This is a genomic window from Ruegeria sp. G5 (assembly GCF_056533365.1).
This window is the reverse complement of record NZ_JBQFOK010000004.1, coordinates 207,825-233,893: the sequence shown is the minus strand read 5'-3', so window position 1 is coordinate 233,893 and position 26,069 is coordinate 207,825. Positions and strand designations below refer to the sequence as shown.

31 protein-coding genes and 1 other RNA gene are annotated in these 26,069 nt (G+C 57.3%); 17 read left to right on the top strand and 15 right to left on the bottom strand.

Annotated features, from left to right (window positions below; all coding sequences use genetic code 11):
• Positions 1 to 72 precede the first annotated feature (72 nt).
• Positions 73 to 300 (top strand): putative hemolysin, encoded by a 228-nt coding sequence (locus ACR0BD_RS09240; RefSeq protein WP_480830089.1) that lies wholly within the window; start codon positions 73 to 75, stop codon positions 298 to 300.
• Between the two features lie 6 nt (positions 301 to 306).
• On the opposite strand, the gene ACR0BD_RS09235 is transcribed toward ACR0BD_RS09240, so the two are convergent.
• Together ACR0BD_RS09235 and mgtE are read right to left on the bottom strand one after the other, a co-directional pair.
• A complete protein-coding gene (locus ACR0BD_RS09235; protein WP_480830088.1) occupies positions 307 to 864 on the bottom strand; it encodes a 5-formyltetrahydrofolate cyclo-ligase in 558 nt (185 codons plus the stop codon).
• Complete coding sequence (gene mgtE / locus ACR0BD_RS09230) at positions 861 to 2,255, bottom strand: magnesium transporter (RefSeq protein ID WP_480830087.1); 1,395 nt, start codon at positions 2,253 to 2,255, stop codon at positions 861 to 863. The genes ACR0BD_RS09235 and mgtE overlap by 4 nt, the downstream gene beginning before the upstream one ends.
• Positions 2,256 to 2,395: 140 nt before the next feature.
• Between mgtE and guaD the strand changes: the two genes are divergently transcribed.
• Positions 2,396 to 3,685, top strand: coding sequence for a guanine deaminase (guaD, locus tag ACR0BD_RS09225; protein ID WP_480830225.1), 1,290 nt, complete (start codon positions 2,396 to 2,398; stop codon positions 3,683 to 3,685).
• On the opposite strand, the gene ACR0BD_RS09220 is transcribed toward guaD, so the two are convergent.
• From ACR0BD_RS09220 to ACR0BD_RS09210, 3 genes are all read right to left on the bottom strand, one after another.
• Complete coding sequence (locus ACR0BD_RS09220) at positions 3,682 to 5,016, bottom strand: 8-oxoguanine deaminase (RefSeq protein WP_480830086.1); 1,335 nt, start codon at positions 5,014 to 5,016, stop codon at positions 3,682 to 3,684. The genes guaD and ACR0BD_RS09220 overlap by 4 nt on opposite strands.
• Positions 5,017 to 5,131: 115 nt before the next feature.
• A complete protein-coding gene (gene hisN, locus ACR0BD_RS09215; RefSeq protein ID WP_480696270.1) occupies positions 5,132 to 5,923 on the bottom strand; it encodes a histidinol-phosphatase in 792 nt (263 codons plus the stop codon).
• Between the two features lie 44 nt (positions 5,924 to 5,967).
• Positions 5,968 to 6,339, bottom strand: coding sequence for a helix-turn-helix domain-containing protein (locus ACR0BD_RS09210; protein ID WP_170384559.1), 372 nt, complete (start codon positions 6,337 to 6,339; stop codon positions 5,968 to 5,970).
• A 330-nt stretch (positions 6,340 to 6,669) separates the two neighbouring features.
• Here ACR0BD_RS09210 and ACR0BD_RS09205 point away from each other — a divergent pair, with 330 nt between their 5' ends.
• A complete protein-coding gene (locus ACR0BD_RS09205) occupies positions 6,670 to 7,626 on the top strand; it encodes an NADPH:quinone oxidoreductase family protein (protein WP_480830085.1) in 957 nt (318 codons plus the stop codon).
• A gap of 6 nt (positions 7,627 to 7,632) precedes the next feature.
• Here the strand turns inward: ACR0BD_RS09205 and ACR0BD_RS09200 are convergent, their stop codons facing one another.
• Positions 7,633 to 8,514, bottom strand: a complete 882-nt coding sequence (locus ACR0BD_RS09200; protein ID WP_480696274.1) for a LysR family transcriptional regulator — start codon at positions 8,512 to 8,514, stop codon at positions 7,633 to 7,635.
• Positions 8,515 to 8,641: 127 nt separating this feature from the next.
• Here ACR0BD_RS09200 and ACR0BD_RS09195 point away from each other — a divergent pair, with 127 nt between their 5' ends.
• Entirely contained in the window at positions 8,642 to 8,851 is a 210-nt protein-coding gene (locus ACR0BD_RS09195; RefSeq protein ID WP_480830084.1) for a DUF1127 domain-containing protein, read from the top strand.
• Between the two features lie 181 nt (positions 8,852 to 9,032).
• A complete protein-coding gene (locus ACR0BD_RS09190) occupies positions 9,033 to 9,809 on the top strand; it encodes a Bax inhibitor-1/YccA family protein (RefSeq protein ID WP_480696278.1) in 777 nt (258 codons plus the stop codon).
• A gap of 141 nt (positions 9,810 to 9,950) precedes the next feature.
• On the opposite strand, the gene ACR0BD_RS09185 is transcribed toward ACR0BD_RS09190, so the two are convergent.
• The gene (locus ACR0BD_RS09185) at positions 9,951 to 10,457 is read right to left on the bottom strand and encodes a hypothetical protein (RefSeq protein WP_480696280.1); all 507 of its coding nucleotides are present in this window, start codon (positions 10,455 to 10,457) and stop codon (positions 9,951 to 9,953) included.
• Positions 10,458 to 10,683: 226 nt separating this feature from the next.
• The gene (rpmG, locus tag ACR0BD_RS09180) at positions 10,684 to 10,851 is read right to left on the bottom strand and encodes a 50S ribosomal protein L33 (protein ID WP_005630270.1); all 168 of its coding nucleotides are present in this window, start codon (positions 10,849 to 10,851) and stop codon (positions 10,684 to 10,686) included.
• A gap of 295 nt (positions 10,852 to 11,146) precedes the next feature.
• Between rpmG and ACR0BD_RS09175 the strand changes: the two genes are divergently transcribed.
• From ACR0BD_RS09175 to ACR0BD_RS09165, 3 genes are all read left to right on the top strand, one after another.
• Complete coding sequence (locus tag ACR0BD_RS09175) at positions 11,147 to 11,782, top strand: DUF1326 domain-containing protein (RefSeq protein ID WP_480830083.1); 636 nt, start codon at positions 11,147 to 11,149, stop codon at positions 11,780 to 11,782.
• A 12-nt stretch (positions 11,783 to 11,794) separates the two neighbouring features.
• Positions 11,795 to 12,637: a DUF2182 domain-containing protein gene (locus tag ACR0BD_RS09170; RefSeq protein ID WP_480830082.1), complete on the top strand. Its 843-nt coding sequence runs from the start codon at positions 11,795 to 11,797 to the stop codon at positions 12,635 to 12,637.
• 68 nt (positions 12,638 to 12,705) lie between these two features.
• Complete coding sequence (locus ACR0BD_RS09165) at positions 12,706 to 13,038, top strand: GYD domain-containing protein (RefSeq protein ID WP_480830081.1); 333 nt, start codon at positions 12,706 to 12,708, stop codon at positions 13,036 to 13,038.
• Between the two features lie 10 nt (positions 13,039 to 13,048).
• On the opposite strand, the gene rnpB is transcribed toward ACR0BD_RS09165, so the two are convergent.
• The 5 genes from rnpB to gatC all read right to left on the bottom strand — a co-directional run bounded on the left by rnpB (position 13,049) and on the right by gatC (position 16,785).
• Positions 13,049 to 13,446, bottom strand: an RNA gene (rnpB, locus tag ACR0BD_RS09160) — RNase P RNA component class A.
• 124 nt (positions 13,447 to 13,570) lie between these two features.
• Positions 13,571 to 14,287, bottom strand: a complete 717-nt coding sequence (locus tag ACR0BD_RS09155) for an N-acetylmuramoyl-L-alanine amidase (RefSeq protein WP_480830080.1) — start codon at positions 14,285 to 14,287, stop codon at positions 13,571 to 13,573.
• Positions 14,238 to 14,966, bottom strand: a complete 729-nt coding sequence (locus tag ACR0BD_RS09150; protein ID WP_480830079.1) for a hypothetical protein — start codon at positions 14,964 to 14,966, stop codon at positions 14,238 to 14,240. Before ACR0BD_RS09150 ends, ACR0BD_RS09155 begins: the two co-directional genes overlap by 50 nt.
• Before the next feature lie 40 nt (positions 14,967 to 15,006).
• Entirely contained in the window at positions 15,007 to 16,494 is a 1,488-nt protein-coding gene (gene gatA / locus ACR0BD_RS09145) for an Asp-tRNA(Asn)/Glu-tRNA(Gln) amidotransferase subunit GatA (RefSeq protein ID WP_480830078.1), read from the bottom strand.
• 3 nt (positions 16,495 to 16,497) lie between these two features.
• The gene (gene gatC, locus ACR0BD_RS09140) at positions 16,498 to 16,785 is read right to left on the bottom strand and encodes an Asp-tRNA(Asn)/Glu-tRNA(Gln) amidotransferase subunit GatC (RefSeq protein WP_170325838.1); all 288 of its coding nucleotides are present in this window, start codon (positions 16,783 to 16,785) and stop codon (positions 16,498 to 16,500) included.
• A gap of 229 nt (positions 16,786 to 17,014) precedes the next feature.
• Between gatC and ACR0BD_RS09135 the strand changes: the two genes are divergently transcribed.
• On the top strand, positions 17,015 to 17,173 hold the full coding sequence (locus ACR0BD_RS09135; protein WP_480696296.1) for a hypothetical protein: 159 nt from the start codon (positions 17,015 to 17,017) through the stop codon (positions 17,171 to 17,173).
• A gap of 138 nt (positions 17,174 to 17,311) precedes the next feature.
• The gene (locus ACR0BD_RS09130) at positions 17,312 to 17,875 is read left to right on the top strand and encodes a DUF4202 domain-containing protein (RefSeq protein ID WP_480830077.1); all 564 of its coding nucleotides are present in this window, start codon (positions 17,312 to 17,314) and stop codon (positions 17,873 to 17,875) included.
• Here ACR0BD_RS09130 and ACR0BD_RS09125 read toward each other — a convergent pair.
• Positions 17,866 to 18,522 (bottom strand): ceramidase domain-containing protein, encoded by a 657-nt coding sequence (locus ACR0BD_RS09125; protein WP_480830076.1) that lies wholly within the window; start codon positions 18,520 to 18,522, stop codon positions 17,866 to 17,868. The two genes, ACR0BD_RS09130 and ACR0BD_RS09125, sit on opposite strands and share 10 nt — an antisense overlap.
• A 58-nt stretch (positions 18,523 to 18,580) precedes the next feature.
• Here ACR0BD_RS09125 and ACR0BD_RS09120 point away from each other — a divergent pair, with 58 nt between their 5' ends.
• On the top strand, positions 18,581 to 19,273 hold the full coding sequence (locus ACR0BD_RS09120; RefSeq protein WP_480696302.1) for a metal-dependent hydrolase: 693 nt from the start codon (positions 18,581 to 18,583) through the stop codon (positions 19,271 to 19,273).
• A 7-nt stretch (positions 19,274 to 19,280) separates the two neighbouring features.
• On the top strand, positions 19,281 to 20,258 hold the full coding sequence (locus ACR0BD_RS09115) for an adenylate/guanylate cyclase domain-containing protein (RefSeq protein WP_480830075.1): 978 nt from the start codon (positions 19,281 to 19,283) through the stop codon (positions 20,256 to 20,258).
• Between the two features lie 13 nt (positions 20,259 to 20,271).
• Here ACR0BD_RS09115 and ACR0BD_RS09110 read toward each other — a convergent pair whose 3' ends face one another.
• Entirely contained in the window at positions 20,272 to 20,727 is a 456-nt protein-coding gene (locus ACR0BD_RS09110) for a nucleoside deaminase (protein WP_480696306.1), read from the bottom strand.
• Between ACR0BD_RS09110 and ACR0BD_RS09105 the strand changes: the two genes are divergently transcribed.
• From ACR0BD_RS09105 to ACR0BD_RS09085, 5 genes are all read left to right on the top strand, one after another.
• On the top strand, positions 20,726 to 21,598 hold the full coding sequence (locus tag ACR0BD_RS09105; RefSeq protein ID WP_480830074.1) for a pseudouridine synthase: 873 nt from the start codon (positions 20,726 to 20,728) through the stop codon (positions 21,596 to 21,598). The two genes, ACR0BD_RS09110 and ACR0BD_RS09105, sit on opposite strands and share 2 nt — an antisense overlap.
• A 175-nt stretch (positions 21,599 to 21,773) precedes the next feature.
• The gene (locus tag ACR0BD_RS09100) at positions 21,774 to 22,688 is read left to right on the top strand and encodes a 5-bromo-4-chloroindolyl phosphate hydrolysis family protein (RefSeq protein WP_480830073.1); all 915 of its coding nucleotides are present in this window, start codon (positions 21,774 to 21,776) and stop codon (positions 22,686 to 22,688) included.
• Positions 22,689 to 22,713: 25 nt separating this feature from the next.
• The gene (locus tag ACR0BD_RS09095) at positions 22,714 to 23,904 is read left to right on the top strand and encodes a toxic anion resistance protein (RefSeq protein ID WP_480696312.1); all 1,191 of its coding nucleotides are present in this window, start codon (positions 22,714 to 22,716) and stop codon (positions 23,902 to 23,904) included.
• Positions 23,905 to 23,962: 58 nt separating this feature from the next.
• A complete protein-coding gene (locus ACR0BD_RS09090) occupies positions 23,963 to 24,865 on the top strand; it encodes a DUF2927 domain-containing protein (RefSeq protein WP_480830072.1) in 903 nt (300 codons plus the stop codon).
• A gap of 21 nt (positions 24,866 to 24,886) precedes the next feature.
• The gene (locus tag ACR0BD_RS09085) at positions 24,887 to 26,035 is read left to right on the top strand and encodes an SPFH domain-containing protein (protein WP_480830071.1); all 1,149 of its coding nucleotides are present in this window, start codon (positions 24,887 to 24,889) and stop codon (positions 26,033 to 26,035) included.
• The last annotated feature ends 34 nt before the right edge of the window (positions 26,036 to 26,069 follow it).

Below are 26,069 nucleotides of genomic sequence, written 5' to 3'. Positions count from 1 at the left end.
GTGGCAATAGACAAGCACAAGTGGTTAAACTGACACCATAAAGTGCAAAACCGCATTGGACAGGAGAAGTTTATGACCCGTTTCTTTATTCCCGCCCTTCTTTTGACCCCTCTGGCGGCCTGCGATCCAGCCCCGGATCAATCCGCCGAACTGGCTAACCCTGCCGCTACGTTCTGCATCGAAAGCGGGGGTACATACGAAATAAAGGATGGGGCTGACGGACAAACAGGCGCATGCACCCTGCCCGATGGGCGCGAAGTGGATGCGTGGGAGTACTTCCGGGAAAATCACACCGGCTAAGCAGGTTCAGAAGGTCAGCACCCGACTTTCCGTGATGACAATGTCCAATGGTTGATCGGTTGGCTCAAGCGGCAGTTCTTCTGCCTCTTGCGCGTTAAACGCGAACCCGATTGCCAAGGTCGGGCGTTTTGCGCGCAAGCCCTCAAGCGTACGGTCATAAAAGCCGCCACCATAGCCCAACCGCCCCCCATGCGCATCAAACGCAACCAGCGGTACAATCAAGATTTCGGGGTCAAAATAGTCGTCGACCTCGGGCACTTTTGCCCCGAATGGCCCGTCTTTCAGCGCCCCTTCGGGCGTCCAGCGCGAAAATCTCAACGGTTGCCCGGCGGCTTGTATGACCGGCACGCCCACCGCGCCATAAGCCGAAGCCTCGGCCATGGCCGGTAGCGGGTCAATTTCTGTGCGGATGGGCATATAGCCCGACAACGGCACCCCGCGATGACCGGCAAGCACTTCGGACAGACGCCCTGCAGCCCCCGGCGGACGCGCGTTGAACGCATCCTTGCGTCGCGCAAACGCCTCTTTTCGGGCGGCGGCTTTGATTTCGGTCAGGTCGATCACAGTAACACCACGCTGGCGAGCCCAAGAAAGATGAAGAACCCCATGACATCCGTTGTTGTCGTCACGAAAGTCCCCGAAGCCAGCGCAGGGTCTACCCCCAAGCGGTCCAGTACGACCGGTACTACCGTACCTGCAAAGCCGGCGATCACCATATTCACGACCAAGGCCGAGCCGATCACGACACCCAATAGGGGCGAGTCGAACCACATCATCCCCACCGTTCCCAGCACGATGGCAAAACACAGGCCATTCAATACCCCGACCAGCAGCTCTCGCCTGATAACACGCATCACGTTCGACCCGGTCAGGTCGCGCGTCGCCAGGGCACGCACCGCCACCGTCAGCGACTGCGTGCCTGCATTCCCGCCCATCGAGGCCACGATTGGCATCAGAATGGCCAGCGCTACCAGTTGATCAATCGCCGCTTCGAACTGGGAAATCACCAGTGACGCACAAATCGCCGTGCACAAGTTGACTGCAAGCCAAGGCAATCGCCGTCTGCTGGTTGCAGCCACCGAGTCTGAGATTGAGCTTTCGTCGCTAACACCGGCAAGACGCAGGATATCTTCCTCATGCTCTTCATCCAGAACCACCATCGCATCGTCGATCGTAATGACGCCGACCAAACGCCCATCTTCGTCAACAACCGGGGCCGAGATCAGGTGGTATTGGTTAAAGGCGTAAGCCACGTCCTCTTCATCCTGATCAACCGGGATGGTGTGAAATTCATCCTCGGCAATGTCATGCAGGGCGATTTCACGCCGCGTCGCCATAAGCTTGCCCAAAGTGACCTGCGCCCTTGGTTTCAGACGCGGGTCCACCAGCACGACATGATAAAACTGCTCTGGCAGGTCGTCATTGGCCCGCATAAAGTCGATGGCCTGCCCCACCGTCCAGTGTTCCGGAGCCATGACCACTTCGCGCTGCATAAGACGCCCGGCCGAGTTTTCGGGGTATGACAGCGCCTGCTCTGCCGCGATCCGCTCAGAGTCTTCCAGTACGTCCAGAATGGCCTCTTGCTGAGGCTCTTCCAGGTCTTCCAGCAGATCGACGACGTCATCGCTTTCCATGTCGCGAACGGCTTCTGCCAGAACGTCAGGGCGAAGAACGTTGATAACCTCTTCCCGGACGGCTTCGTCCAGTTCGGACAGGATATCGCCGTCAAATTCCTTATCGTACAGCCGGATCAGGCGCGCGCGATCATAAGGGTTTATCTGCTCAAGAAGGTCCGCGATGTCAGCCGCATGAAGCGGCTCCATCAACTCAACCAGCTTTTCGCGATCATCTACATCAACGGCATAGAGAATGGCCGCTACGGTCTTGCGGTCCAACGCATAAACGTCGTCGTCGCTGGTTGCCTCGTTTACGGGTTCATCAAAACCTGTCGTCATTTCTGCCCCCGTACGTATCGGTCATTGACCCCTAATTAGAAGAAGCAGCTACAGGAAAACAATGACAATGCGCCGATTTACCGACAACTTTCCCACCCTTATGCTGTTTAGCAGTCCCATACAGGCGGAGATGAATGAAAATGGCGCAAAAAACGCTGCTGAAAGGGCGCGTCCTGAGTTTTACCGGCTCACCATTCGAAGGTGAGCCCACCGACGCCGTCAAAATCAGCGAAGCGGTCTTGATAGAAAACGGGCGCATTTCAGCGGTTGCTGATGCGAACACTCTGCAGGTGGCTAACCCAGACGCCCAAGTGATCGACCATCGTGACCACATTATTATGGCCGGGTTCGTGGATGCCCATGTGCATTACCCACAGACCGCCATGATCGCCAGTTGGGGCAAACGCCTGATTGACTGGCTGAACACCTATACTTTTCCCGAAGAGATGAAGTTTGGCGATCCGGCATATGCGGCTGAGATCGCCAACCGCTATCTGGATCTGACTGCTGCGCATGGGACAACAACAATGTGCAGTTTCTGCACAATCCACCCTGAAAGCGTAGACGCGTTTTTTACCGCGGCTCAGAAACGGAACCAACGCGTGGTCGCGGGTAAAACCTGTATGGATCGCAACGCCCCCGAAGGCCTTCGCGATACGCCCAAAACTGCCTATGACCAGTCTGAAGCCTTGTTGGAAAAATGGCATGGTGTGGATCGGTTGACATACGCCATCACACCGCGATTTTCGCCGACTTCGACGCCTGCGCAACTGGAAGCGATGGGCGCGCTTTGGGCAGAGCATCCGCATTGCCTGATGCAAACGCATCTGAGCGAGCAGACCGACGAAATCGCCTGGGTCCGCGAGCTATTTCCTGACGCACGCGATTACCTGGACACTTACGAAAAATTCGGCCTGCTGGGGTCTCACGGCGTTTACGGTCACGTCATACACCTGGAAGCCCGCGAGCGTGACCGTTTGCGCGAAATGGATGCTGCGCTGATCCACTGCCCGACATCGAATACGTTCATCGGTTCAGGCCTGTTCGACATGACCGGACTGATGCGCGATGGGCACCGGGTTGGACTGGCTACTGACACGGGCGGCGGCTCTAGCTTTTCTATGCTGCACACGATGGCATCGGCTTATGAGATCGGTCAACTCCGCGGGGCGCCCTTACACGCGGCGCAACTTCTGTGGCTCGGAACGGTTGGCTCTGCACGGTCGCTGCGACTGGATGATCAAATCGGCAATGTGGCACCGGGGATGGAGGCGGATCTTGTTGTGCTCGACCTCGCATCGACCCCCGCCATTGCCCAACGTGAGGCCTGTGCAAATGATCTGTGGGAAGCCATCTTCCCCACCATCATGATGGGCGACGACCGGGCGGTCGCAGAGGTTTGGATCGCCGGTCAGCGGGCAAACGTCTAAGACCGCAAGGCTTGCGCCAGTCGGTTCTGCTGTTCGATCACGCGGGGCAGATCCAGAGTTGTGATCTGCCCATCCCGCACGATCTGGCGACCTTCGACAAACAAGTGCTTCACTGTCATCGGACCAGCGAGCAACAAGGCCGCCGGATCCCAACTGCCTGCACTTTCGATGCAGCGCGTGTCCCAGATCGCGATATCCGCACGCTTGCCGGGTGCCAGACGGCCACAATCAGGGCGGTTCAGTACGTCCGCCCCACCCCGCGTTGCTATCTCAAGCGCTTCACGCGATGACATGGCGTCCGCTCCGTTGGCTACGCGTTGCAACAACATGGACTGACGCGCCTCGAGGATCAGGCTGCCGTTGTCGTTGCTGGCCGAACCGTCTGCACCGATCCCAACCCGCACACCCTGATCCCGCATCGCCCTTACCGGAGCAATTCCCGACCCCAGACGACAATTCGAGCATGGGCAATGCGCCACCCCGGTTTTCGTTCGGGCGAACATGTCGATTTCGGAACTGTCCAGCTTAACACAATGGGCATGCCAGACATCTGAGCCGGTCCAACCCAGCTCTTCCGCGTATTGGCCTGGGCGACATCCGAACTGGGCTTGGGAATAGGCAATATCCTCTTCGTTTTCAGCGAGATGGGTGTGCAGCATTACCCGTTTGTCGCGCGCCAGAACAGCAGTTTCCCGCATCAGGTCGCGGCTTACCGAAAACGGCGAACAAGGTGCCAATCCCACCCGACACATCGCACCGTCAGACGGATCATGGAACGCATCAACAACGCGTATCATATCTTCCAAGATCGCAGCTTCGGCTTCTACAAGCGTGTCAGGCGGCAGCCCTCCGTCGCTTTCCCCGATGCTCATGGCACCGCGCGTTGGATGAAATCGCAGCCCGATATCAGCCGCAGCGGCAATCGTGTCGTCCAGACGAGAGCCATTTGGGTACAGGTACAGATGATCTGAACTCAGCGTACAGCCCGACAGCGCCAGCTCGGCAAGCCCAATTTGGGCCGAGACATACATTTCTTCGGGGCCAAAACGGGACCAGATTGGGTAAAGCGTTTTGAGCCAACCGAACAGCAATGCATCCTGTCCGCCCGGAACCGCGCGTGTCAGAGTTTGGTACAAGTGGTGGTGCGTGTTCACGAGACCGGGGGTGACGACACAGCCCGCTGCATCGTGAATTTCGGCGCCCACTGACAGGTCATGGCCGATCTGCTTGATCTGGCCCCCTCGAATCAGGATATCAGCACCCGCCAATTCCCGACGATCATCGTCCATCGTCAGGACAGTATCGGCATTTTTTATCAGGATATCTTGCATCTCGCCCTCCTTGCACAGACCCGTTTCATGCATGGAGCGCGGTAGCTGGCGGAAAACGGGCTCAAGAACCAGCTGGGGTAAACCTAGCCGACCGGCAAACACCCGACAACAGGATTCAGTAGTTTCGCAGGATATCCAATGCGGCTGCGTGCAGGTCGGCGTTGGCCGCGGCAAGTGCGCGCCCACCATTATGTGCAGGCCCGCCTTGCCAATCCGTGACCACGCCACCTGCCGCTTCGATCACCGCAATGGGCGCTTGAATATCGTAGGCGTTCAAACCGGATTCGATCACAAGATCGACCTGCCCGGCGGCCAACAATGCATAGGCATAACAGTCCATTCCGTATCGCGTCAGGCGCGTTTGGCGGGACACTGCCTCAAACCCGGCGCGGTCGTCGGGTGTTCCGACTTCGGGGAAAGTGGTGAACAGGATCGATTCGCTCAGGGATGTGGTCGCGCGCGTCCTAAGCGTCGTCTTTCCTGTCGGGCCCGTAACCTCAGATATGTCGGCGGAGCCTATGAAACGCTCACCGATGTAAGGCTGGTCAATGACCCCCATCACCGGTCCGTCGGATGTGCTGAGCGCGATCAACACGCCCCAAGTGGGCGTTCCACTGATAAAGCCTCGGGTGCCGTCAATCGGATCAAGAACCCAGGTACGCCCGCTGCGCCCTTCGACCGAGCCGAACTCTTCTCCCAGAATACCGTCGTCTGGCCGGTGCTCGGCCAACACAGCACGCATTGCCTTTTCGGCCGCGCGATCAGCGACGGTTACAGGGTCAAACCCCTCTGACAGTTTGTTCGTCGTTTCCAAATTGGATTGTCTGAAAAATGGCAAAATGGCCTGACGCGCCGCGTCGGCCATTTCTTCGGCTACATTCCGGTCACTGAGCGTAGTCTTTTGCATGCGCTACCCGTGGGGTTCGCAGGCTTCAGAGTCAACCCGCTAAATCAGGCAACGTCGCTCAGAACACGCGCCAGTTCAAACAGACGGCGGCGTTGGTTTTCGGGAATCGCATAGTAGGACCGAACAAGATCCAAGGCTTCTTTGTCCCCCATAAGGTCGGCGGGAACAGACTTTTTGCCAGCGCTTTCTTTTTCGGCCTCTTCCAGACCCTCAAAGAAAAAGCTGACGGGTACATCCAGAGCTTCGGCGATATCCCACAGTCGAGACGCGCTGATACGGTTGGCACCGGTTTCATATTTTTGGATTTGTTGAAACTTAATACCAACCTGCTGCGCCAACTGCTGCTGGGTCATCCCAATCAGCCAGCGGCGATGCCGTACGCGTTTGCCCACGTGGACATCGACGTGATGGGTCATCGGTATTCTCCTCTACTACACACAACGACAAGGGCGCACGGCGCGAATCACGACCGCATCACGAGCGAACAGCCTTTAAACACTCCCGAATTCGGAACATGCCCCCAAATCAGCACCATAGCGCAATATTGCTCTTTTTTGTTAATTTTTCAAGCGGGTTGAATCATCCTATCAAAACATTGGCTTTAAGTTGTGTTTCCGATCACAACACTACTTAAGCATATTATTATATTTTAAGGCATGCGGGCCCACTGCTTCTTGTGCTGCCGGGTAAACAATTGACAATCTGCGGTCTACGCGAACCTATGCTTCCAACCAAGGAGCAAGAGAATGCAGGCCTTTCGACTAGAAGCGACAGGAACACCTCCCAGACTGTGCCAGATAGCGGTTCCTGAACCGGGTTCCGGTCAGGTGCGGGTCGCGATCAAGGCTTGCGGTTTGAATTTTGCCGACCTGCTTATGCAGAAAGGCACCTATCAGGATACCCCCCCGACACCCTTCACGCAGGGCATGGAGATTGCCGGGATCGTGGATAAGGTCGGCACCGATGTAGCGGACCTGAAAGCAGGTGATCGCGTCGCTGTTTATTCCGGCCAAGGTGGGTTGGCCGAGTACGGTGTCTTTGATGCAGATCGCACCATCGCCATACCCGATTCGATGAGTTTCGAAGACGCCGCGGCAATACAGATCGCATACGGCACCAGCCACATTGCCCTTGATCACCGCGCGCGTCTGCAATCGGGTGAAACCCTCTTGGTAACCGGTGCTGCAGGTGGCGTGGGTCTGACCGCCGTCGAAATTGGTAAATTGATGGGGGCCACAGTCATCGCGCAGGCGCGCGGGGCGGAAAAACTGAAAGTGGCGCAGCAGGCAGGTGCGGATCACCTGATCGATGCCAGCGAAGACCTGCGAAGCCGCGTTAAGGAACTCGGCGGCGCAGATGTGGTCTATGACGCAATCGGCGGAGATATTTTCAAAGCCGCCTTTCGCGCGACCAACCCCGAAGGCCGCCTATTGCCCATTGGGTTTGCAGGTGGCGACGTCCCACAAATCCCTGCCAACCATCTGCTGGTCAAAAACCTGACCGTAATCGGTTTGTACATTGGCGGGTATCTGACCTTCCGGCCTCAGATCGTAAGAAAGAGCTTTGAAACCCTGTTCAAGTGGCACGGCGAAGGCCGCATCAAACCTCATATCAGCAACGTGCTGCCATTGGCCGAAGCGGAGAAAGGTCTGCAAATGCTCAGAGATCGAACAGCGACCGGGAAGGTCGTCATTTCAATCTGAGCAGATTTACCCGACAACCGCTTTTAACTGAGTGCCACCCAACATACGGAAGTTCTGCCGCACGAGCGCTGCCAGAGCGTCGACAACATCGTCACGCCCCGACTCACCGCCGTACAAATTAATCATATGCGCGGGCAGTTCAGGCAGCGTACCCCCATCGTCAATCTGCTCCAGATGGGCCGCTTCGGTGCCATCCAGCACCGCGTGCACCGCGAGATCAGCGCTGACGGTCGCCTCGATCGTGCGATCATTCTCAGTTTCGACCGACAACTCCCACGGGATTTCAGCTTCGTCCAACGCCGCAATAACCTGAGGCCGGAATAGACATCTTCGTCCCAAAGCCAAAGGAATCGGACGTTTGCGCCAAGCTGTCCCACCAGGGGCACCGATCCAGCGCAGCGGCAATTCAGCAATCGTTTCGGCCCCTTCGCCGACGGTCGCTTCGGTCGTGAGTATCAGATCGCATTCGCCACGCTTGAACATTTCCTTCAATTGCAACGAGTAAGAAGACACAAGTTGCACACGCACCCGCGGGAATTCGACATTGAAACGCTGCAATACACGTGGAATGGCCGGGTAGACGATGTCATGAGGGACACCCAGAACAACCTCGCCTTCAAAGGCTTGATCCGTGAGTTTTGAGATAATCTCGTCGTTCAACGCAATCATGCGCCGGGCATATGCCAAAAGCTGCTCGCCCGAGGCGGTCAAGGCAATTGTCCTGCCGCTACGATCTAGCAGTTCCAGCCCCAGCAGCTCCTCCAATCGCTTCAACTGCATTGAAACGGCCGATTGCGTTAGATGCAAAAACCCGGCTGCGCGTGTCACGCCGCCATGATCTGCCACCGCCACGAAAGAGCGCAAAGTCGTAATGTCGAGATTTCGCATCTTCACGATTCCTTATGCATCACTTCAAAAACATTCATTTTCAAAATGTGTCACAGCAGTCCATATAAATCAAGGAAGTTGATGAGATGGAGCTAAATCATCTCTTTTTCACGAAAGGACATAAATTATGACCCAAATAGCAATAACATCTTCCCGCAAGCTGCGCCGCAGATTTTCAATAAGCACCGTCTGGCAGGTGTTGTCGTTGCGGCGTCAACGCCGCAGTTTGGTCCGCTTGGATGATCGCGCTTTGCAGGATATCGGTGTAACGCGCGCTGAGGCCGAGGCTGAAGCCGCACGATCCGCCTGGGATGCGCCGGAATTCTGGCAAAAATGAATCTAATCTGCATCTTTTTTCAATGAATGGCGGCCCATACCCCAAGGTCGCCATTTTTGTTGCGTGTTTTAGCCAGTTTCCGACGTTAAACCCTTGAAACGCAGCCCGCACTTGCCGATATTTGCGGGGAACGTGCACTGATTTCAGGGCGCGAGAAAAACATGCGAAGGGAGACCCTTTAATGGCACAATTTGACACGATCCGGACGGCGGCCGGCGCGCGCGCTGCCCAGATTGACGAGGGCCTGCGCGCCCACATGAACAAAGTTTACGGCACGATGTCCGTCGGCATGCTGATTACATTTGCAGCGGCCTGGGCGATCTCGGGCCTTGCGACAACGACGGACCCATCCGCCGCAGCCGCACAGCTGAGCGCGGATAAATATCTGACGTCCTTTGGGTACACGTTGTTTGCGTCTCCCCTGAAATGGGTCATCATGTTCGCACCCCTCGCCTTTGTTTTTGGCTTTGGCGCTGCGATCAACCGTCTGTCCGCCGCCGGCGCACAAACGGTCTTCTACCTGTTTGCTGCAGTTATGGGCGTGTCGATTAGCTGGATTTTCCTGGTCTTCACTGGCCAATCGATCATCCAGGTGTTCCTGATCACAGCCATCGCATTCGCCGGTCTGTCGCTTTACGGCTACACCACCAAAAAGGACCTGTCCGCGATGGGCACTTTCCTTATCATGGGTGTTATTGGCCTGATCGTGGCTTCGATCGTCAACATCTTCATTGCGTCTTCGGCCGTGGCATTTGCAATCTCCGTGATCGGCGTACTGATCTTTGCTGGTCTGACCGCGTATGACACGCAGAACATCAAAACCACTTACCTGCAGATGGCTCACTCGGGCGATCAGGAATGGCTGGGTAAAGCGGCGATCATGGGTGCTCTGAGCCTGTATCTGGACTTTATCAACATGTTCATGTTCCTGCTGCAACTGTTCGGCAACCGGGAATAAGACAAGCTTCATACAGCTGGAAAGGCGGGTCCCTGTGACCCGCCTTTTCTTTTTGGGCACTCAGCGTGGCCAACAAGAACTGGGCACAAAAAAATCCCCGCCTTTCCGGCGGGGATTTTTCTAACTTCAGTAAAGCTGCGCTTAGCTACAGTTCAGTGGAACCGCAAAACCCGAGCTACGCTGGGATGATCCCTTGCGGAACACATCCCCTGCAGGCAGGCATCCTGTGAACTGCTCAGTATTGGCTCCAAAGGCGGAACCGATGCTGTTGTCTACCTTCGTGCTGTTGTTTTCGGTGCGCAGAACGCCGTACAGCGTGCCATTCACACTGACAGTGCTCAGGTACATGTTCATATCCGACCCGGTCAGAACCACCGAGTTCAAATCGTTGCGCCCGCCATTGTCTATTGCAGCCCGCGCAAGCTTCTCGGGATCAGTCTCGGCGCTTGTCACTGGGATGGCTGGTAGTACGGCCAGCTCAGCCGGTACATTTGTCGCGTCCGGAAGGAAGGCGACGGCACCCGGAACATCTGAAATAGTCCGAGGCTCACCATCGATGCCTGTAAACCCGACACCTTGGCGATTCAGTGGATCTTCACAAGCCGCAAGGGCCAGAACGGTAGCTGTGGATAACAAGATTTTTTTCATGACGGCCAACATTTTGGAACGGTTAGCTGAAGCGTAGATGCAAGGTGGTTTAAAAAGCAACCCGCTGCCGAAACGAATAGGCTGAAGGCTGATGCGTCGTTGCAACGGCCCGATTTGCAGACGGGCCGTTTTGCTGACCGAAATCATCGCCAAAGGTACTAAAATTCCATGCAAAAAGGGCCCCGAAAACACGAGACCCTTTCCAAATTTCCAGTCGGATGGCAGATTACTTAATCTTGCCTTCCTTGTACTCGACATGCTTCCGAGCGACCGGGTCGTATTTACGAACGGTCATTTTCTCGGTCATGGTCCGCGCGTTTTTCTTGGTCACGTAGAAGTGGCCCGTGCCCGCGGTCGAGTTCAGACGGATCTTGATTGTCGTCGGCTTCGCCATGGTTATCTCCTGCGTCCGGAAAGGCAGGGGCCTTTCGGTTGAATTCCTATGAGCGTGCGCTTTTACCCGGTCGCGCAGCCGAGTCAACCGGAATCGGCGTATATCACACACAAATCCACGACACCGGCTTTCACGATGACCCGGTCAATTTGGAGACTTCACGGTTACGTGATATGGTCTTCGGACTGGACAAGAGAAAGAAGCCCCAAACGGGCCCTACATGCGAGGCTTATTTCGCAGGCAAAACATGTGAGCGGCGCGATTTTATCGTACCATTTGTTTTGGGGGGGCTATCATGACCGAATGGGAAATTCAGGCCGAGGAACTGGCGAACTGCAACTGCAACTTTGGGTGCCCGTGCCAGTTCAGCGTATTACCAACGCATGGCAACTGCGAAGCCGTCGTTGTTTATGACATTCAAAGCGGACATTACGGAGATACCGACCTTGCCGGTGTGAAAGCGGCGGGCGTGTACTATTGGCCCGGCCCGATTCACGAGGGCAATGGCCAGATGCAGTTGATCATAGATGAAGCCGCGTCAGCCGATCAAAGGGCCGCCCTTCAGGCAATCATGACGGGCGAAGACACCGATGAAATGGCGACCTTCTGGTTCGTCTACAGCGCGATGGCACCGACCAAGCATGAGACGCTGTTTCTGCCCATCGACCTGAATTGGTCGCGTGAGGACAGGACAGGGTTCGCAAAAATCAATGGCGTTTTCGACCTTGAGGTTCAACCCATCCCCCACATCGTATCCGGGCAACCGCACCGGGCTTCGATTCAGCTACCGAACGGGTTTGAGTACCGTCACGCCGAAGCGGCATCCGGTACCACCAGAACGACCGGCGGCGAAATCAGCCTGAGTTTCGACGCAACCCACGCGCATCTCGCACATCTCAACATCTCGGGTCATGGTGTTTTGGGCGCATAGCCCGGTGCAATCATGAGCTTTAGCACAGACCCTTCCCCAATGGGGGCCGTTGACCGTCTGCTTCGGCGTGACGGACGTATTGTTCTGTTTTGCGTCTTCCTGATTGTGATCGGGGCTGCGTGGTACACAATCGCGGGTGTGGGCATGAATATGTCCGCGCTCGACATGACCCGGATGGCCAGACCGGTCGGGGAACCCATGCAGATGCCGGGCGGTGTCGAATGGACCGCGTCCTATGTCGTTCTGATTTTCCTGATGTGGTGGGTGATGATGATCGCCATGATGACGCCGAGCGCGGCACCGACGGTTCTTTTGTATTCCGCGCTAAAGCGCATTGGGCCCGACAAGGCGGTGGCCGCACAGCTCAGCCTGTTGTTTTTGTGCGGTTACCTTGTGACGTGGGCGGCGTTCAGTGCGCTTGCCACCGGGGCGCAGTGGGGTTTGGAGTGGGTTGGCTTGTCGGACGGGCCGATGATGACGATCCGGTCCAAGGCATTTGCCGGCTCGGTTCTGTTGATGGCTGGTCTGTACCAATTATCCAGCTTGAAATCAGCGTGCCTTCGCCACTGCCGGAGCCCGGCCCAGTTTTTGGCCGATCACAACAGGCCTGGCAGTTATGGGGCGTTCCGCACTGGCGCGTTGCATGGCGCGTATTGCCTGGGGTGCTGCTGGGCATTGATGCTGTTGCTGTTCGTCGGCGGCGTGATGAACCTGTACTGGATTGTCGGTATTGCGGCTTACGTCGCCTTGGAAAAGCTATTGCCGCGCGCGGCCTGGATTGCACCACTGACCGGCGTCGCATTGATTGGTTTTGGCGTTTGGCTGATTGCAGCCCCTTGGATGGTCGCTGGCTAATACGATCCTTCGATCTCAAGCAGCGGCCACAAAGGGTTCAGATTTTCTTTCAACCAAAGGAGGGTCCCATGCCCATTTTCATAACCTATGCGTCTTATTCACAGGACGGTGTCAAAGGTATGCTCAAGAAACCTTCGGACCGGACAGCGCCGGTAAAGGCCCTATTGAAAAAGGTGGGAGGGAAGCTGTTGGCCTTTTACCTGACCACGGGTGAAAACGACGTCGTCGTCATCAGTGAAGTACCGGATGGCACTGACGCTGTGGCCGTCGGCATGGCGGTTGCGGCCTCGGGCGCAGTCACACGGATCGAGACTGTGCGCGCGTGGACCGCGAAGGACTTTGTCGCCATCACCAAAAAGGCCGCGAAGCTGACCGGCACCTACAAGCCGCCCGGAAAATAACATGGAATACACGCGCGGAGGGCCTGTAAGCCGGATCTTGTTCCGGGGTTGCCCCCTTCGATGACCATTCCTCTAGGCCGTGCATTGCTGCGCGGCTCAAGCTGCCAACCCGGTCCCTCTGGGCCAAGACAGGCTTAGCGGCGGTATCGGCTGACGCCGACCTGCCCGCGCGGGGACCCTATTTGGCATTGCTCCCGGTGGGGCTTGCCGTGCCGCCACTGTTGCCAGCAGCGCGGTGGGCTCTTACCCCACCGTTTCACCCTTACCTTTGACCGAAATCTCAGGCGGTCTGATTTCTGTGGCGCTTTCCGTCGGGTTGCCCCGCCCGGGCGTTACCCGGCACCGTTGTCTTGTGGAGTCCGGACTTTCCTCTCGGGCCGTAGCCCCAGCGGCCATCCGGCCCTCCGCGCGTGGCGTGGTTAGGCTGTGGGTCCTGCGGCGTCAAGTCTGGATTGCGATTGAAAGGGGCCAGCCCCTTCTTGGCCTTCGGCCAATTCAACCCCGGGATATTTTTGGCCAGATGAAGTACGGATCAGCCGCGCGCAGTGGCTGGCTGAAGCACCTCCAAGTCGGCGCTCGTCAGCGGGCCGGTCGCCCATGGACGATATCTGAGCCGCACTGTGGACAGAAGCGTTTGATCATCCGTTTGCGCCGTGAACCCTGCAGCGTGCGCAAGTGTTTGGAATGTTTGCGTATCCGCGGTTTGCGATCCCGCATCAGTTCCACGGCTGGCAGCTAGGTATTGGGCTTCGAGGCGCTGCCAGTCAAACCGGGGGCCTGGGTCAATTTTGCGGCCCGGGGCCATGTCGGAATGGCCGATGACGCCCTTTGGTTCAATCTCCCATCGCTGCATCAGCGCGGAAAGTAAGTTTTCCAACGCGGCCATCTGGGGTTCGGAAAACGGGTGTGTACCGGCATTGTCCAGCTCGACCCCAATCGAACGAGAATTTATGTCGCTTTGTCCGCACCACTCCCCTGCTCCGGCGTGCCAGGCGCGATCATCTTCGCGCACCAATTGCCACAACGTTCCGTCACGCCCGATCAGGAAATGCGCCGACACCTCGAAGGCGGGATCGCAAAGCCGATCAAGTGCAGCGCGCGCACTGTCCATCGCGGTATAGTGCAGAACGATCAGAGACGGTTTTAATCCGTCCCGACGCTCACCAAAGTTTGGAGATGGATGCCAAATTGGCTGTATATCAGTTGTTGACGGCACTGCGGAACGGGCTTGGGTCCCAGCTGCAGGCATAGCCGTCCCCATCAGGATCCAGACCCTTGCGATCCCTTTGTGGACCACCGTTAGAGAGGAACTCGATCTGCGCCTGATCGGCCGAAGGGAAACGCGCGCAGTTGCGCTGTGCTTTGGCCTGCAGGTTGAAACCCGCGCGGCTGTAAAGTTGCGTTCCCACCGGGTTGGACGTGCTGAGCGCGTACTGAACGATGTTCGGCTGGCCATCTGTACCCCGCTGAGGGACTGCCGTTGGCGCAACGACTTCGTAGGTCTGACGGTTTTGTTCGATCAGCGCCGCATCTGTTTCGATGGTGCGTCGGTCGGATACGGCTGCGAAATCCTGTTCATCCGAAATGGAGCTATTACTGGGGATCGGCGCAGCGGTCGCCGCGGGCGCGCCAATTGGCTCTTGTAACGGAACGCTGGAGCTTGACGTACCCGCCAAAGCGGCGGCGGTTGCAGAGGCCAGATCGGCGTTGTCGCCCGTTGGGGGAAGCGCCGCACCCGGCGCACCCAATTGCTGTTCGGACACGTCTACTGGGCCAAGCAGCGGATTTCCTGTAAGTCCCTGACCGGATAATTCCGCCTCGCGCTGCGCCTGATAGGACGGTGTATTAAAACCCGTACCCTGAATAGGCGCCACCGTGTTGCAGGCGGCGATAAACCCGATTGCGGGGATTACAAGCGTAAAGCGCATCCAGCTGCTCCGTCAGTTGTTGTCTTGCCTACCGTGAGGCTTACCACCATTTCCCCGGCTTGGCCACAAATCCGGCGGCGTTTTCCAACGCGTAGGCCGTGTTGAGCAGATCGCCCTCTTCCCAAGGGCGGCCAATCAACTGCAGGCCCAATGGCAAGCCCTGCGCATCAAGCCCTGCCGGCACCGAGATGCCCGGCAAACCGGCGAGGTTCACCGTCACGGTGAAGACGTCGTTCAAGTACATTTGCACCGGGTCAGCCTCGGTCATTTCACCCAGACCGAAGGACGCGGACGGCGTCGCCGGGGTCAGAATCGCGTCTACACCTGCCGCAAAGACATCCTCGAAGTCCTTCTTGATCAGGGTACGGACTTTACGGGCGCGGTTGTAATAGGCGTCGTAGAAACCGGCGGACAACACATAGGTGCCGATCATGACACGCCGCTGGACTTCGTGGCCGAAGCCTTCGGCGCGGGTTTTCTCATACATCTCGGTGATGCCATCGCCCTGCGCCAGCTGCGCGCGGCGGCCATAACGAACACCGTCATAGCGGGCTAGGTTCGAGGATGCCTCGGCCGGGGCAATCACGTAATAGGCCGGCAGCGCGTACTTGGTGTGCGGCAGGGAAATGTCGACGATTTCGGCACCTGCGTCTTTCAGCATATCCGCACCATCGGCCCAAAGCTTTTCGATTTCGGCGGGCATGCCATCCATACGGTATTCCTTCGGGATACCGATCTTTTTACCCTTGATGTCGCCGGTCAGCATCGCCTCGAAATTCGGCACCGCCAGTTCCGTGCTGGTCGAGTCCTTAGGGTCATGACCACACATGGTTTCCAGCATGATCGCCGCGTCGCGTACGTTCTTGGTCATTGGACCCGCCTGATCCAGCGAGGAAGCAAAGGCCACAATGCCCCAGCGCGAGCAGCGCCCGTAAGTCGGCTTAATACCAGTAATACCAACAAAGGCGGCGGGTTGACGGATCGAGCCGCCGGTATCGGTGCCGGTTGCCGCCAGACATAGGTCCGCGGCAACGGCCGAAGCGGAGCCGCCGGACGAACCACCCGGAGTCAGTTGCGCATCGTCATTGCCACGCCGCCAAGGGCTGACAGCGTTGCCGTAGGTCGAGGTTTCGTTGGACGACCCCATAGCGAATTCGTCCATGTTCAGCTTGCCCAGCATCACCGCACCGGCATCAGCCAATTGCTGTGAGACGGTGGATTCGTATTCAGGTTTGAAACCTTCCAGAATCTTGGATGCCGCCTGTGAGGGCACGCCCTTGGTGCAAAACAGATCCTTGATGCCAATCGGCAGGCCGCACATTGACGGCGCGTCGCCCTCTTTAATGCGTGCGTCTGCAGCCTTGGCACGCTCAAGCGCGATCTCGGGCGTTTTGTGGACAAAAGCGTTCAGCGCGTCGGCCTCATCAATGGCCTTGAGACAGGATTCGGTCAGCTCGACCGAGGTTACATCACCCTTGCGCAGCGCGTCGCGGGCCTCGGCCAGACCCAGTTTGTTCAGATCGCTCATGTCTTACTCCACCACTTTGGGGACTGCGAAAAAGCCTTCGCGGGCGTCGGGGGCGTTGGCCAGAACTTTGTCCTGCTGGTTTCCGTCGGTCACCACATCCTCACGACGTTTCAGGCGCATTGGCTCGACCGAGACCATTGGCTCGACCCCTTCGACATCCACTTCGTTCAGTTGTTCGATGAACCCAAGGATGGTGTTGAACTCGGACGCCAGCGCGGGCAGCGCGTCATCCTCGACCTTGATCCGGGCCAGTTTGGCCACCTTGGCGGCGGTGCTTTGGTCAATCGACATCGGAAAACCTCATATACGTTATGGGGCATTTACCCGTCTGGGCACCGGGTCGCAAGAGCGCCGACCGGTTGTTGAACGCCCCCGCCCGTTCGCCCCGCTTCATCGCCATTCAAAAATGCATAGGGCATATGCAAAAAAGTAAACTGATTAGTTCATTTTTGATATTGAAAAATTAAACTGAACAGTTCATTTCATGGTGCACGGCACAGCCTTAAACCGGAGAAAACCAATGAAAACGTTCATGACAGCCTTTGTTTTGGCCACAACAGTTCTTGCAGCTCAGGCGCAAGCCTTTGGCCCAACCATGGACAACCTGATCCCCGACATGACCTTCCCCGAACCCGCCCCCGAGCCGGTTTCTCAAGACAAAGCGAAGTTGGGCAATTAACGAACCACTTCGTCCGGGTCGGGTCCCCCCTCACCCGACCCGGAAATTATGCAATTGCCTGCTGCGCTTAGCATTCCGACTCGTTACCATGGCAGTCAGGAAACATTCCGCCACACCAGTTACCAGACGGAGCAGAGAATGAGCGCGCGCAAGCAAGCAGTTTTAAACGCGATAGATGCGGCCAATGCCGAAGATCCAACCTTGGAAGATGGCCAACCCGCCGCGCTGCTTTACGGTCAGCGCATGACTGCCGAGCTTGAGCGGCTGTTTCCCGACGCATCAGACCCGCTGCAAATTGCGGCGCGCGGTCAGCATGTGGAACGCTGGAAGCTGGCGCGCGATGAATACCCCGAAGGCCGCGCCGGTTATCTTGCCTGGCGCAAAGCGCAGGGTGTGCAACATGCCGAAACTGTCGCAGGCTTTATGGAACTTGCGGAATATGGGGCCGAAGACGTCGAGGCCGTCGGGCGGATGCTACGCAAACAAGGTATCAAACGCGATGATGAGGTGCAGGCGCTGGAAGATGTCATCTGCTTTGTATTCCTCAAATGGTATTTCGCACCATTTGCCGCCAAGCACTCGCCCGAGAAAATCCAGAGCATTGTCGAAAAGACCGCGCGCAAGATGTCGGATGAGGGTCGCGCGCGGGTATTGAAAGAGTTCGACCTGCCGGAAGACCTTGCAAGCGCGTTTCAGGCCTGAGACCTTAGCGCCATGTGCCGTCGGTAAACCTCGATCATCCAACCCAGCATCACTGCGTTCAGGATGTGCCACATGAAGTGCGTTCCAATTGGAAAATGACCGCAAGTCGGGGCATCCAAAGCGCGAAACGTGATCGAGGCGATCAGAATCACGGCACCTATGGCCAGTCCTCTGGCCGTGTCGGGCACCCGGCGTCGCAACAAAAACGCATAGATCAGGATCAGTAGCGGCACCGGCGCATACGCAGCAGATCCTCCAAGCCCCGGCACAAACTGAAAAATCGGTATCGTGGCGGCCGCGTAAGGTATGAACAATACTGTTCCGACCCCGGCTATGATGGGCTTCATACCCCAAACATCACGATTTATCGCAAAGATATAGACCAGGATATACAGCAGTATCGGGACAACATCTGCCATCGCCGACCACACTTGGGCATGGGTGTGGAACAAGAAGCTACCAATGCCAATAGCAGCAAGGATCGCCACCAAGGCATGCGCCAATGGCATCCCCTGCCCGCGCACACGCCGCCACATGATCAACGCAGCAATCAGAAACGCTACGTTTGTCACGGCGTTTATCGGCTCGGCCCAATAGGCGGGCGATAAACGCTCGCAATAGCCATCAATTTCCCGAAACCAGTCCATGAACTTTTACATAAGCGATGCTAGGGTAAAGCCAACAGACCGGTGAGGAGGAATTTTCATGAAAATCATATGGCTGGGCCACGGCAGCTTTCGCGTCGAAACCGAAGGTCAGGTTCTGCTGATCGACCCTTGGCTAACGGGAAACCCGGTGCTGCCCGAAGATCAGCATGACGCTGCGCTGGACGGTGCGACCCATATCCTTCTTACGCATACACATTTCGACCATGTGGCCGACGTTGTTTCACTTGCCAAACATCTGAAAATCCCTGTGGTCGGCCAGTATGACCTGATGGGTTACTGGAGCGAATCTGAGGGATTGGAGACTGTCGGTTTCAACAAGGGCGGCACGGTGAACCTGAACGGTGTCAAAGTGTCGATGGTGCCGGCCTCGCACAGTTCGACCTTTTCCACCCCCGACGGCCTGCGCACAGGCGGAAGCGAGGTCGGGTTCATGATCGCTGGCGACGGGCACATGCTGTATGTTTCAGGCGACACGGACATTATGGCGGATATGGACTGGATGGGGGATTACTATAAACCCGACATCGGCATCCTGTCGGCCGGTGGCCATTTCACAATGGATATGAAGGGCGCGGCATACGCGGCCAAGCGGTATTTCAATTTCAAAACCGTTATCCCCTGCCACTACAAGACATTCCCGATCCTCGAACAATCCGCCCAGGCTCTGATCGACGCACTGCCCGGGGTGGAGGTGATCGAACCGCAGGTGATGCAGGCGATCAAACTATAGGAAGCGGATGAGCAACGGGATCGTTCCATCACCCGAATTGGTCGCCGTTGTTCGGCGGTGGAACGATGCCGTGCGCTTCAAGGACCGTGCGGCTCTGGTCAATATGCTGTCCGCATCCGAGCATCTGCGCTATCAGGGATCGGCGGAAAACGAAGAGTGGTCCGGGCAGGTTTTCCGGCGAGGCTTTGCGGATCATACCAAAGAAATTCCCGACTATGATTGGGACGAACACTCGCTGGAGGCGTTCGAATGCGGCAACGTAGGCTGGGCCCACTGCACAGCCACCTTGCGCTTTGCGTCGAACGGGAATTCAGCGTTTCATCGGTTTACCTTTGTTCTGAATCTTGAGGATGGGATTTGGAAATTCGTGCAGATGCACGTATCCAACCCGACTTCGAACATGGAAAAAATCGGTGTCGAGCATACCGCGCTAAACGCCCTGATCGACGCTGCGCGACAGGAATTCCAACAAGATCAGGAAGAGGGCACCGCTTCGGTGATGTTCACCGACATTGCGGAATCCTCGGCGATCACCCGGCAAATAGGAGATCGCAAATGGATCGAGGTCATTTCCCAACATTTCGATTTGGCTACACATCTAATCACCAACCATCGCGGGCGGCTGGTCAAATCTCTAGGCGACGGCACGATGTCGATTTTTTCTGCGCCGCAAGATGCGCTGCGAGCCGCGATCGCACTGCAAAGCAAAAACGCCGAAACCAGTTCAGGGATTCCGTTGGGACTCAGGGTTGGCATTCATACCGGCGACGTCATTCAGCGGGACGAGGACTTTTTCGGGTCGGTCGTCAACAAAGCAGCCCGCGTCACAGATATCAGTGGGCCGAATGAAATCCACGTCACTGACGTTACCCGCCTGCTTGTGGGAGCTGAAGAAGGGTTGCGTTTCAGTTCCCCATCATCCGTCTCGCTGAAAGGGTTTGGAGGGCACCAGACCGTTTATCGTTTGGATTGGGTCGGGACCTAATCCACGAACGCATTCAAGTCCCGTTCCTTTTTTCCGCAAAGAACGCGCGCAGCAGGGCCTCACATTCCTTGGCGGCTATGCCGTCGAACACCTCAGGTTTATGGTGGGACTGGGGGTGCGAAAACACCCGCGCACCATGGGCAACACCGCCGGATTTCGGGTCAGCCGCACCATAGTAAACGCGCCGTATTCGCGCAGCCGACAAGGCAGCCGCGCACATCGCGCACGGCTCGAGCGTGACGTACAGATCATGGTTCGGCAGGCGTTCTGACCCCGCTTCGGCGCATGCTGCGCGCAGGGCCAGAATTTCGGCATGCGCGGTGGGGTCGTTCAATTCGCGCGTGCGGTTACCGTCGGCTGCGACGACTCGACCATCCGCCACGATGACGGCCCCGACTGGCACCTCGCCGCGATCCGCTGCTTCGCGCGCCTGCTCCAACGCGATATTCATATACGACTTGAACTCCATGCCTCTGACTGCATCAGAAACCTGTCTTTCGCAAGGCGGCGGGATGCGCTATGGGCTGCGGATGACCAAAACCCCTCCTCCCGGCGACCGGATCGCCAAAGTGCTTGCGCGCGCAGGCATCGCCTCGCGCCGAGAGGCCGAACGCATGATCGAAGCAGGTCGTGTGACCGTCAACGGCAAGCCCATCGACAGCCCGGCGTTGAACGTGACCGCAAAAGACAAGATCACCGTTGACGGCAAACCCGTGTCCGAACCCGAACCCTCGCGCTTGTGGCTCTATCACAAACCGCCGGGGCTTGTGACAACGACCCGCGACGAAAAAGGCCGCGCGACGATCTTTGACAATTTGCCTGAGGACATGCCCCGCGTCATGAGCGTTGGGCGACTGGACCTGAATTCAGAAGGGTTGCTGCTGCTCACCAATGACGGCGGCATCAAGCGCAAGCTGGAACTGCCCTCTACCGGATGGCTGCGCAAATACCGCGTGCGCGTGAACGGACGCCCCAAGGACGAGGATTTTGCACCCCTGCGCAAAGGCTTGGTGATCGAAGGCGAGCGTTTCTTGCCTATGGATGTCTCATTGGACCGCCAGCAAGGCGCAAACGCGTGGCTGACCATTGGGTTGCGCGAAGGCAAAAACCGCGAAATTCGTCGGGCGATGGAAGATATCGGTTATGCTGTTAACCGCTTGCTGCGCGTATCTTACGGACCGTTTCAGCTGGGAAACCTAAAGCAGGGTGAGGTTGAAGAAATCCGCCGTCGTGTCATGCGCGACCAACTGGGTCTGGATGCCGCGCCAGAGGCTGCGCCCAAGCGGGGCGCTCGCCCCCAAAGAAAACGGCCCCCGATCGGCAAGAAATCTCGCAAGTGACGTGGGTTAAGCAACCTTCCCCCTAGCGCCGGACGCCCTCATGCCCTAAATTTTCCGTGAAGAAAGTCTTTGGGAGGCGTGATGTCCGGGACTGGTGTACAAAAACTGGCCTATGCGGCCCTTCTGGTGCTGCTTTTTGGCGTGTGCACCGGGTTATTGGGGGGCCTGTAGGCGCATGGCCAAACGCTTTGGCGGGAAATACAGCCCTCAGGGGAATGGCGAGCCAACGGATCACCCAAAGCGCGGGCAGTTCGACGGCGCGCGCGTGGAACCAGCGGGCGCACGCGCAAACCTTCTGTTTGTGCCCGCCATACCATTGGTTTTCCTCTCGCTGAACGACGGTGCCATCGGAATGACCATTGGCCTTGTCGCGGCCGGGTTGCTGACCGCTGCTGCTTTTTTATTGCGCGAAGGCTTGCGGGCCGAGGCGGCTTATAACGCGCGCCGCACTGCCCGCCGCCCCGCATTTCCCAGAAAAATTCTCGCAAGCGTTCTGACCGGATTAGGTGCGGCACTGGCATCATACCGAACCGAATATGTCGGGGCGGCCTCTGCCACCGAAGTCAGTCTTATTGCGCCCATTTTGTTCGGTGCGGTTGCAACGGTCCTGCATTCCGTATCCTTCGGTTTGGATCCGCTTAAGGACAAAGGGATGGAAGGTATCGACACCTTTCAGCAAGACCGCGTCGCCCGCGTAGTTGACGACGCCGAAGCGCATCTTAGGGACATGACAGACGCGATCAAACGCGCAGGCGACCGTACGATCGAAGCCCGCGTCGAACGTTTTCAAGACACCGCCCGCGAGCTGTTTCGAACGGTCGAAGAAGATCCGCGCGATCTGGCGGGTGCGCGCAAGTACCTGACGGTCTATTTGCAGGGCGCGCGGGATGCGACGGTCAAGTTCGCAGACGTTTATGCACGAACACGGGATGCGCAGGCGCTGTCAGACTATTCGGCTTTGCTGGATGACCTGGAGCAGAATTTCGCAGCCCGCACCCGCAAAATGCTTTTGGATGACCGCAGTGATCTGACGGTTGAAATTGATGTGCTGCGCGAACGATTGCAGCGCGAAGGCGTCCGGTTGGACTGACCGGTTTTTTAGAAAGGATTTCCCCATGTCCGACGAAGTCAAGAACAAGGCGGTTGAGGCCGAAACACTGGTTCAGGAAGTGACGGCTGTGACGCTGCCGGAACCCACAGCCGAAGTCGTTTCGCTTGAGGAAGCCGATGAACCGGTTGGCGCCGAAATACGTAAGCGCATGGCCGAGATCGACATGGGCAATACCAACTCAATCGTGTCATTTGGGTCTTCTGCCCAGGCAGAGCTGCAGGAAATCAGTCAGGCCATGCTGGCGGACGTGCGCAACAAGGATGTTGGCCCAGCCGGTGACAGCCTGAGAAATATCGTGACGACAATCCGTGGTTTTTCAGTCAGTGAACTGGACGTACGTCGCGAACGCAGCTGGTGGGAGAAACTACTTGGCAAAGCAGCCCCTTTCGCCAAATTCACAGCGCAATACGAAGAAGTTCAGGGCCAGATTGACCGCATAACGGACGACTTGCTGGCGCATGAACATACGCTTTTGAAGGACATCAAGTCACTTGATGTCTTGTATGATAAAACACTCGGCTTTTATGACGAACTGGCGCTTTACATTGCGGCAGGCGAAGAGAAACTTACGGAATTGGACAGCCATGACATTCCGGAAAAAGAAGCCGACGTTCAGGCAGCCCCTGAAGATCAACAAGTCATGAAAGCCCAAGAGCTGCGCGATTTGCGTGCAGCCCGCGACGATCTGGAGCGCCGGGTGCATGACCTGAAACTGACGCGGCAGGTGACCATGCAATCCCTGCCCTCAATCCGTCTGGTTCAGGAAAACGACAAGTCTTTGGTGACCAAGATCAACTCGACCCTCGTCAACACGGTTCCCTTGTGGGAAACCCAGTTGGCGCAGGCCGTCACGATCCAACGCAGCGCCGAGGCGGCGTCAGCGGTTCGCGAAGCCAATGACCTGACAAATGAGCTCCTGACGTCGAACGCTGCGAACCTGCGCGAGTCGAACAAGATGATCCGCGAAGAAATGGAACGCGGCGTATTCGACATAGAAGCCGTCAAACAGGCGAACGCCGATCTGATTGGCACAATCAATGAAAGCCTAGCCATAGCAGATGAAGGTAAAGCCAAGCGCGCAGCCGCCGAGGTGGAATTGCAGAAAATGGAAGCTGAGCTTCGCGACACGCTGGCAGCAGCCAAGGCACGTAAGGACGGTATCGGCGACAACGCCGGGACAGCAGTTCCGGGCTGACGCTGTGCAGGCTTGGCGGTTTTCAAAATTTGCGTTTCTCGGTGTCGCGCTTTTGGCCTTGGCCAATTGCGACGACGCCTTGACGTCCTCTGTCGTACCCGAACCCCGGCCCGCGCAACCGGTGCCTGCGCCGAATGCTTATGTTCAGCCATCGGCGGCCAGTCAGGATCTGGCGCGTTTCTACGAACGGGTCGAACGCGACCTTGTTACGAGGGGCTTGCTGAGGACCGATGGCGGCGGGCCCGATACCCCCTATGACGCCAGCGATCTGGAACGGAATTTCGAGGCCATCGCGTTTTACAGCGAATACCCTGACCACGCCGTAACAGCCACGTCTTTTGAAACCGAAGGGCAGCTCAGCCGATGGGCCGCGCCCATTCGCGTACAGACCGAGTTTGCCCCAACTGTTTCGCCTCAGATGCGCGAACAGGATGCGGCCGAGGTTGAAGCGTTTACCGCAAGGCTCTCCAGACTGACCGATCACCCGATTTCTGTCGTCAGTCGAAAGGCCAACTTCCACGTCGTCTTTGCCGGGAAAGACGATAGCTCTTATGTCGTATCGCGGATCAAAACGCTTGTTCCGGGGATCAGCCAACCGTCGCTTGACCTCATTGCCAACCCGCGCGCAAATATCGACTGTTTTGTCATCGCGTCCCCGACAAACAAATCGCCCAATCAGTTTGTTCGGGCCGTAATTCTGATCCGTGCGGAATTGTCAGAATTGCTGCGGCGCAGTTGCATTCATGAAGAGATGGCGCAAGGTCTGGGCCTTTCGAACGACAGTGGTTCCGCCCGCCCGTCGATCTTTAATGATGACGACGAATTTGCGTTGCTGACCAGTCATGACGAGAAACTGCTGGCGATGCTGTATGACCCGCGCCTGCAACCCGGAGTAACAGTCGAAGACGCCCGCCCTGTTGTACGTATTATTGCTCGTGAATTGATGGGCCAGTCGCTCTGAGCCCACAGAAAGGAGAACCCAATGGGTATTTTTGATTTTCTGACCGGAGAATTTATTGATGTCATCCACTGGGTCGACGACACCCGTGACACGATGGTCTGGCGCTTTGAGCGCGAAGGTCACGCGATCAAATACGGAGCCAAGCTGACCGTCCGCGAAGGTCAATCGGCCGTGTTCGTGCATGAAGGGCAACTGGCGGATGTATTCACGCCCGGTCTTTACATGCTTGAGACCAACAACATGCCGATCCTGACAACATTGCAGCATTGGGATCACGGTTTTCAGTCACCGTTCAAATCCGAGATTTATTTCGTCAATACGACCCGGTTCAATGACCTGAAATGGGGGACGAAGAACCCGATCATGTTGCGCGACCCCGAGTTTGGGCCCACGCGCATTCGGGCATTCGGCACCTATACAATCCGAGTTAAAGATCCCGCGAAGTTCATGATCGAGATTGTCGGCACCGATGGTGAATTCACCATGGACGAGATCAGCTTTCAGATCCGCAACATCATTGTGCAGGAATTCAGCCGGGTCATCGCCGGATCCGGTATTCCAGTTCTGGACATGGCCGCCAACACCGCTGATCTGGGCAAGCTGATCGCGGCAGAAGTATCCCCGGTGTTGGACGGCTACGGGCTGGAAATGCCCGAGTTCTATATCGAGAACATTTCTCTGCCGCCCGCCGTCGAAGCGGCACTGGACAAACGCACCTCGATGGGACTGGCCGGGGATTTGGGCAAGTTCACCCAATATTCAGCCGCCGAGGCGATGACGGCAGCTGCCAACAATCCGGGCCAAGGCGGTGGCATGGGCGCTGGTCTTGGCATGGGTATGGGAATGGCGATGGCACAACAAATGTCGAACATGGCAGCGGGTCAACCCAGCGGCCCGTGGGGCGGTTCCGCCCCCGCTGCCCCGCAACCATCCGCGCATGCGGCACCGCCGCCTCCTCCGCCCGTTGAGCATGTGTGGCATATCGCTGTGGATGGCCAGACAAGCGGTCCATTTTCGAAGGCCAAGATGGGCCGCATGGCCACGGAGGGTGAAATCACGCGAGACACCCATGTTTGGACAGCGGGCCAGGACGGTTGGAAAAAAGCGGGCGACGTGCAGGAACTGGCGCAGCTATTCACGATATTGCCGCCACCACCGCCGGGGGCGTGATCAGCGCCTCGGGCCGACCACCGCGCTTGCCCTT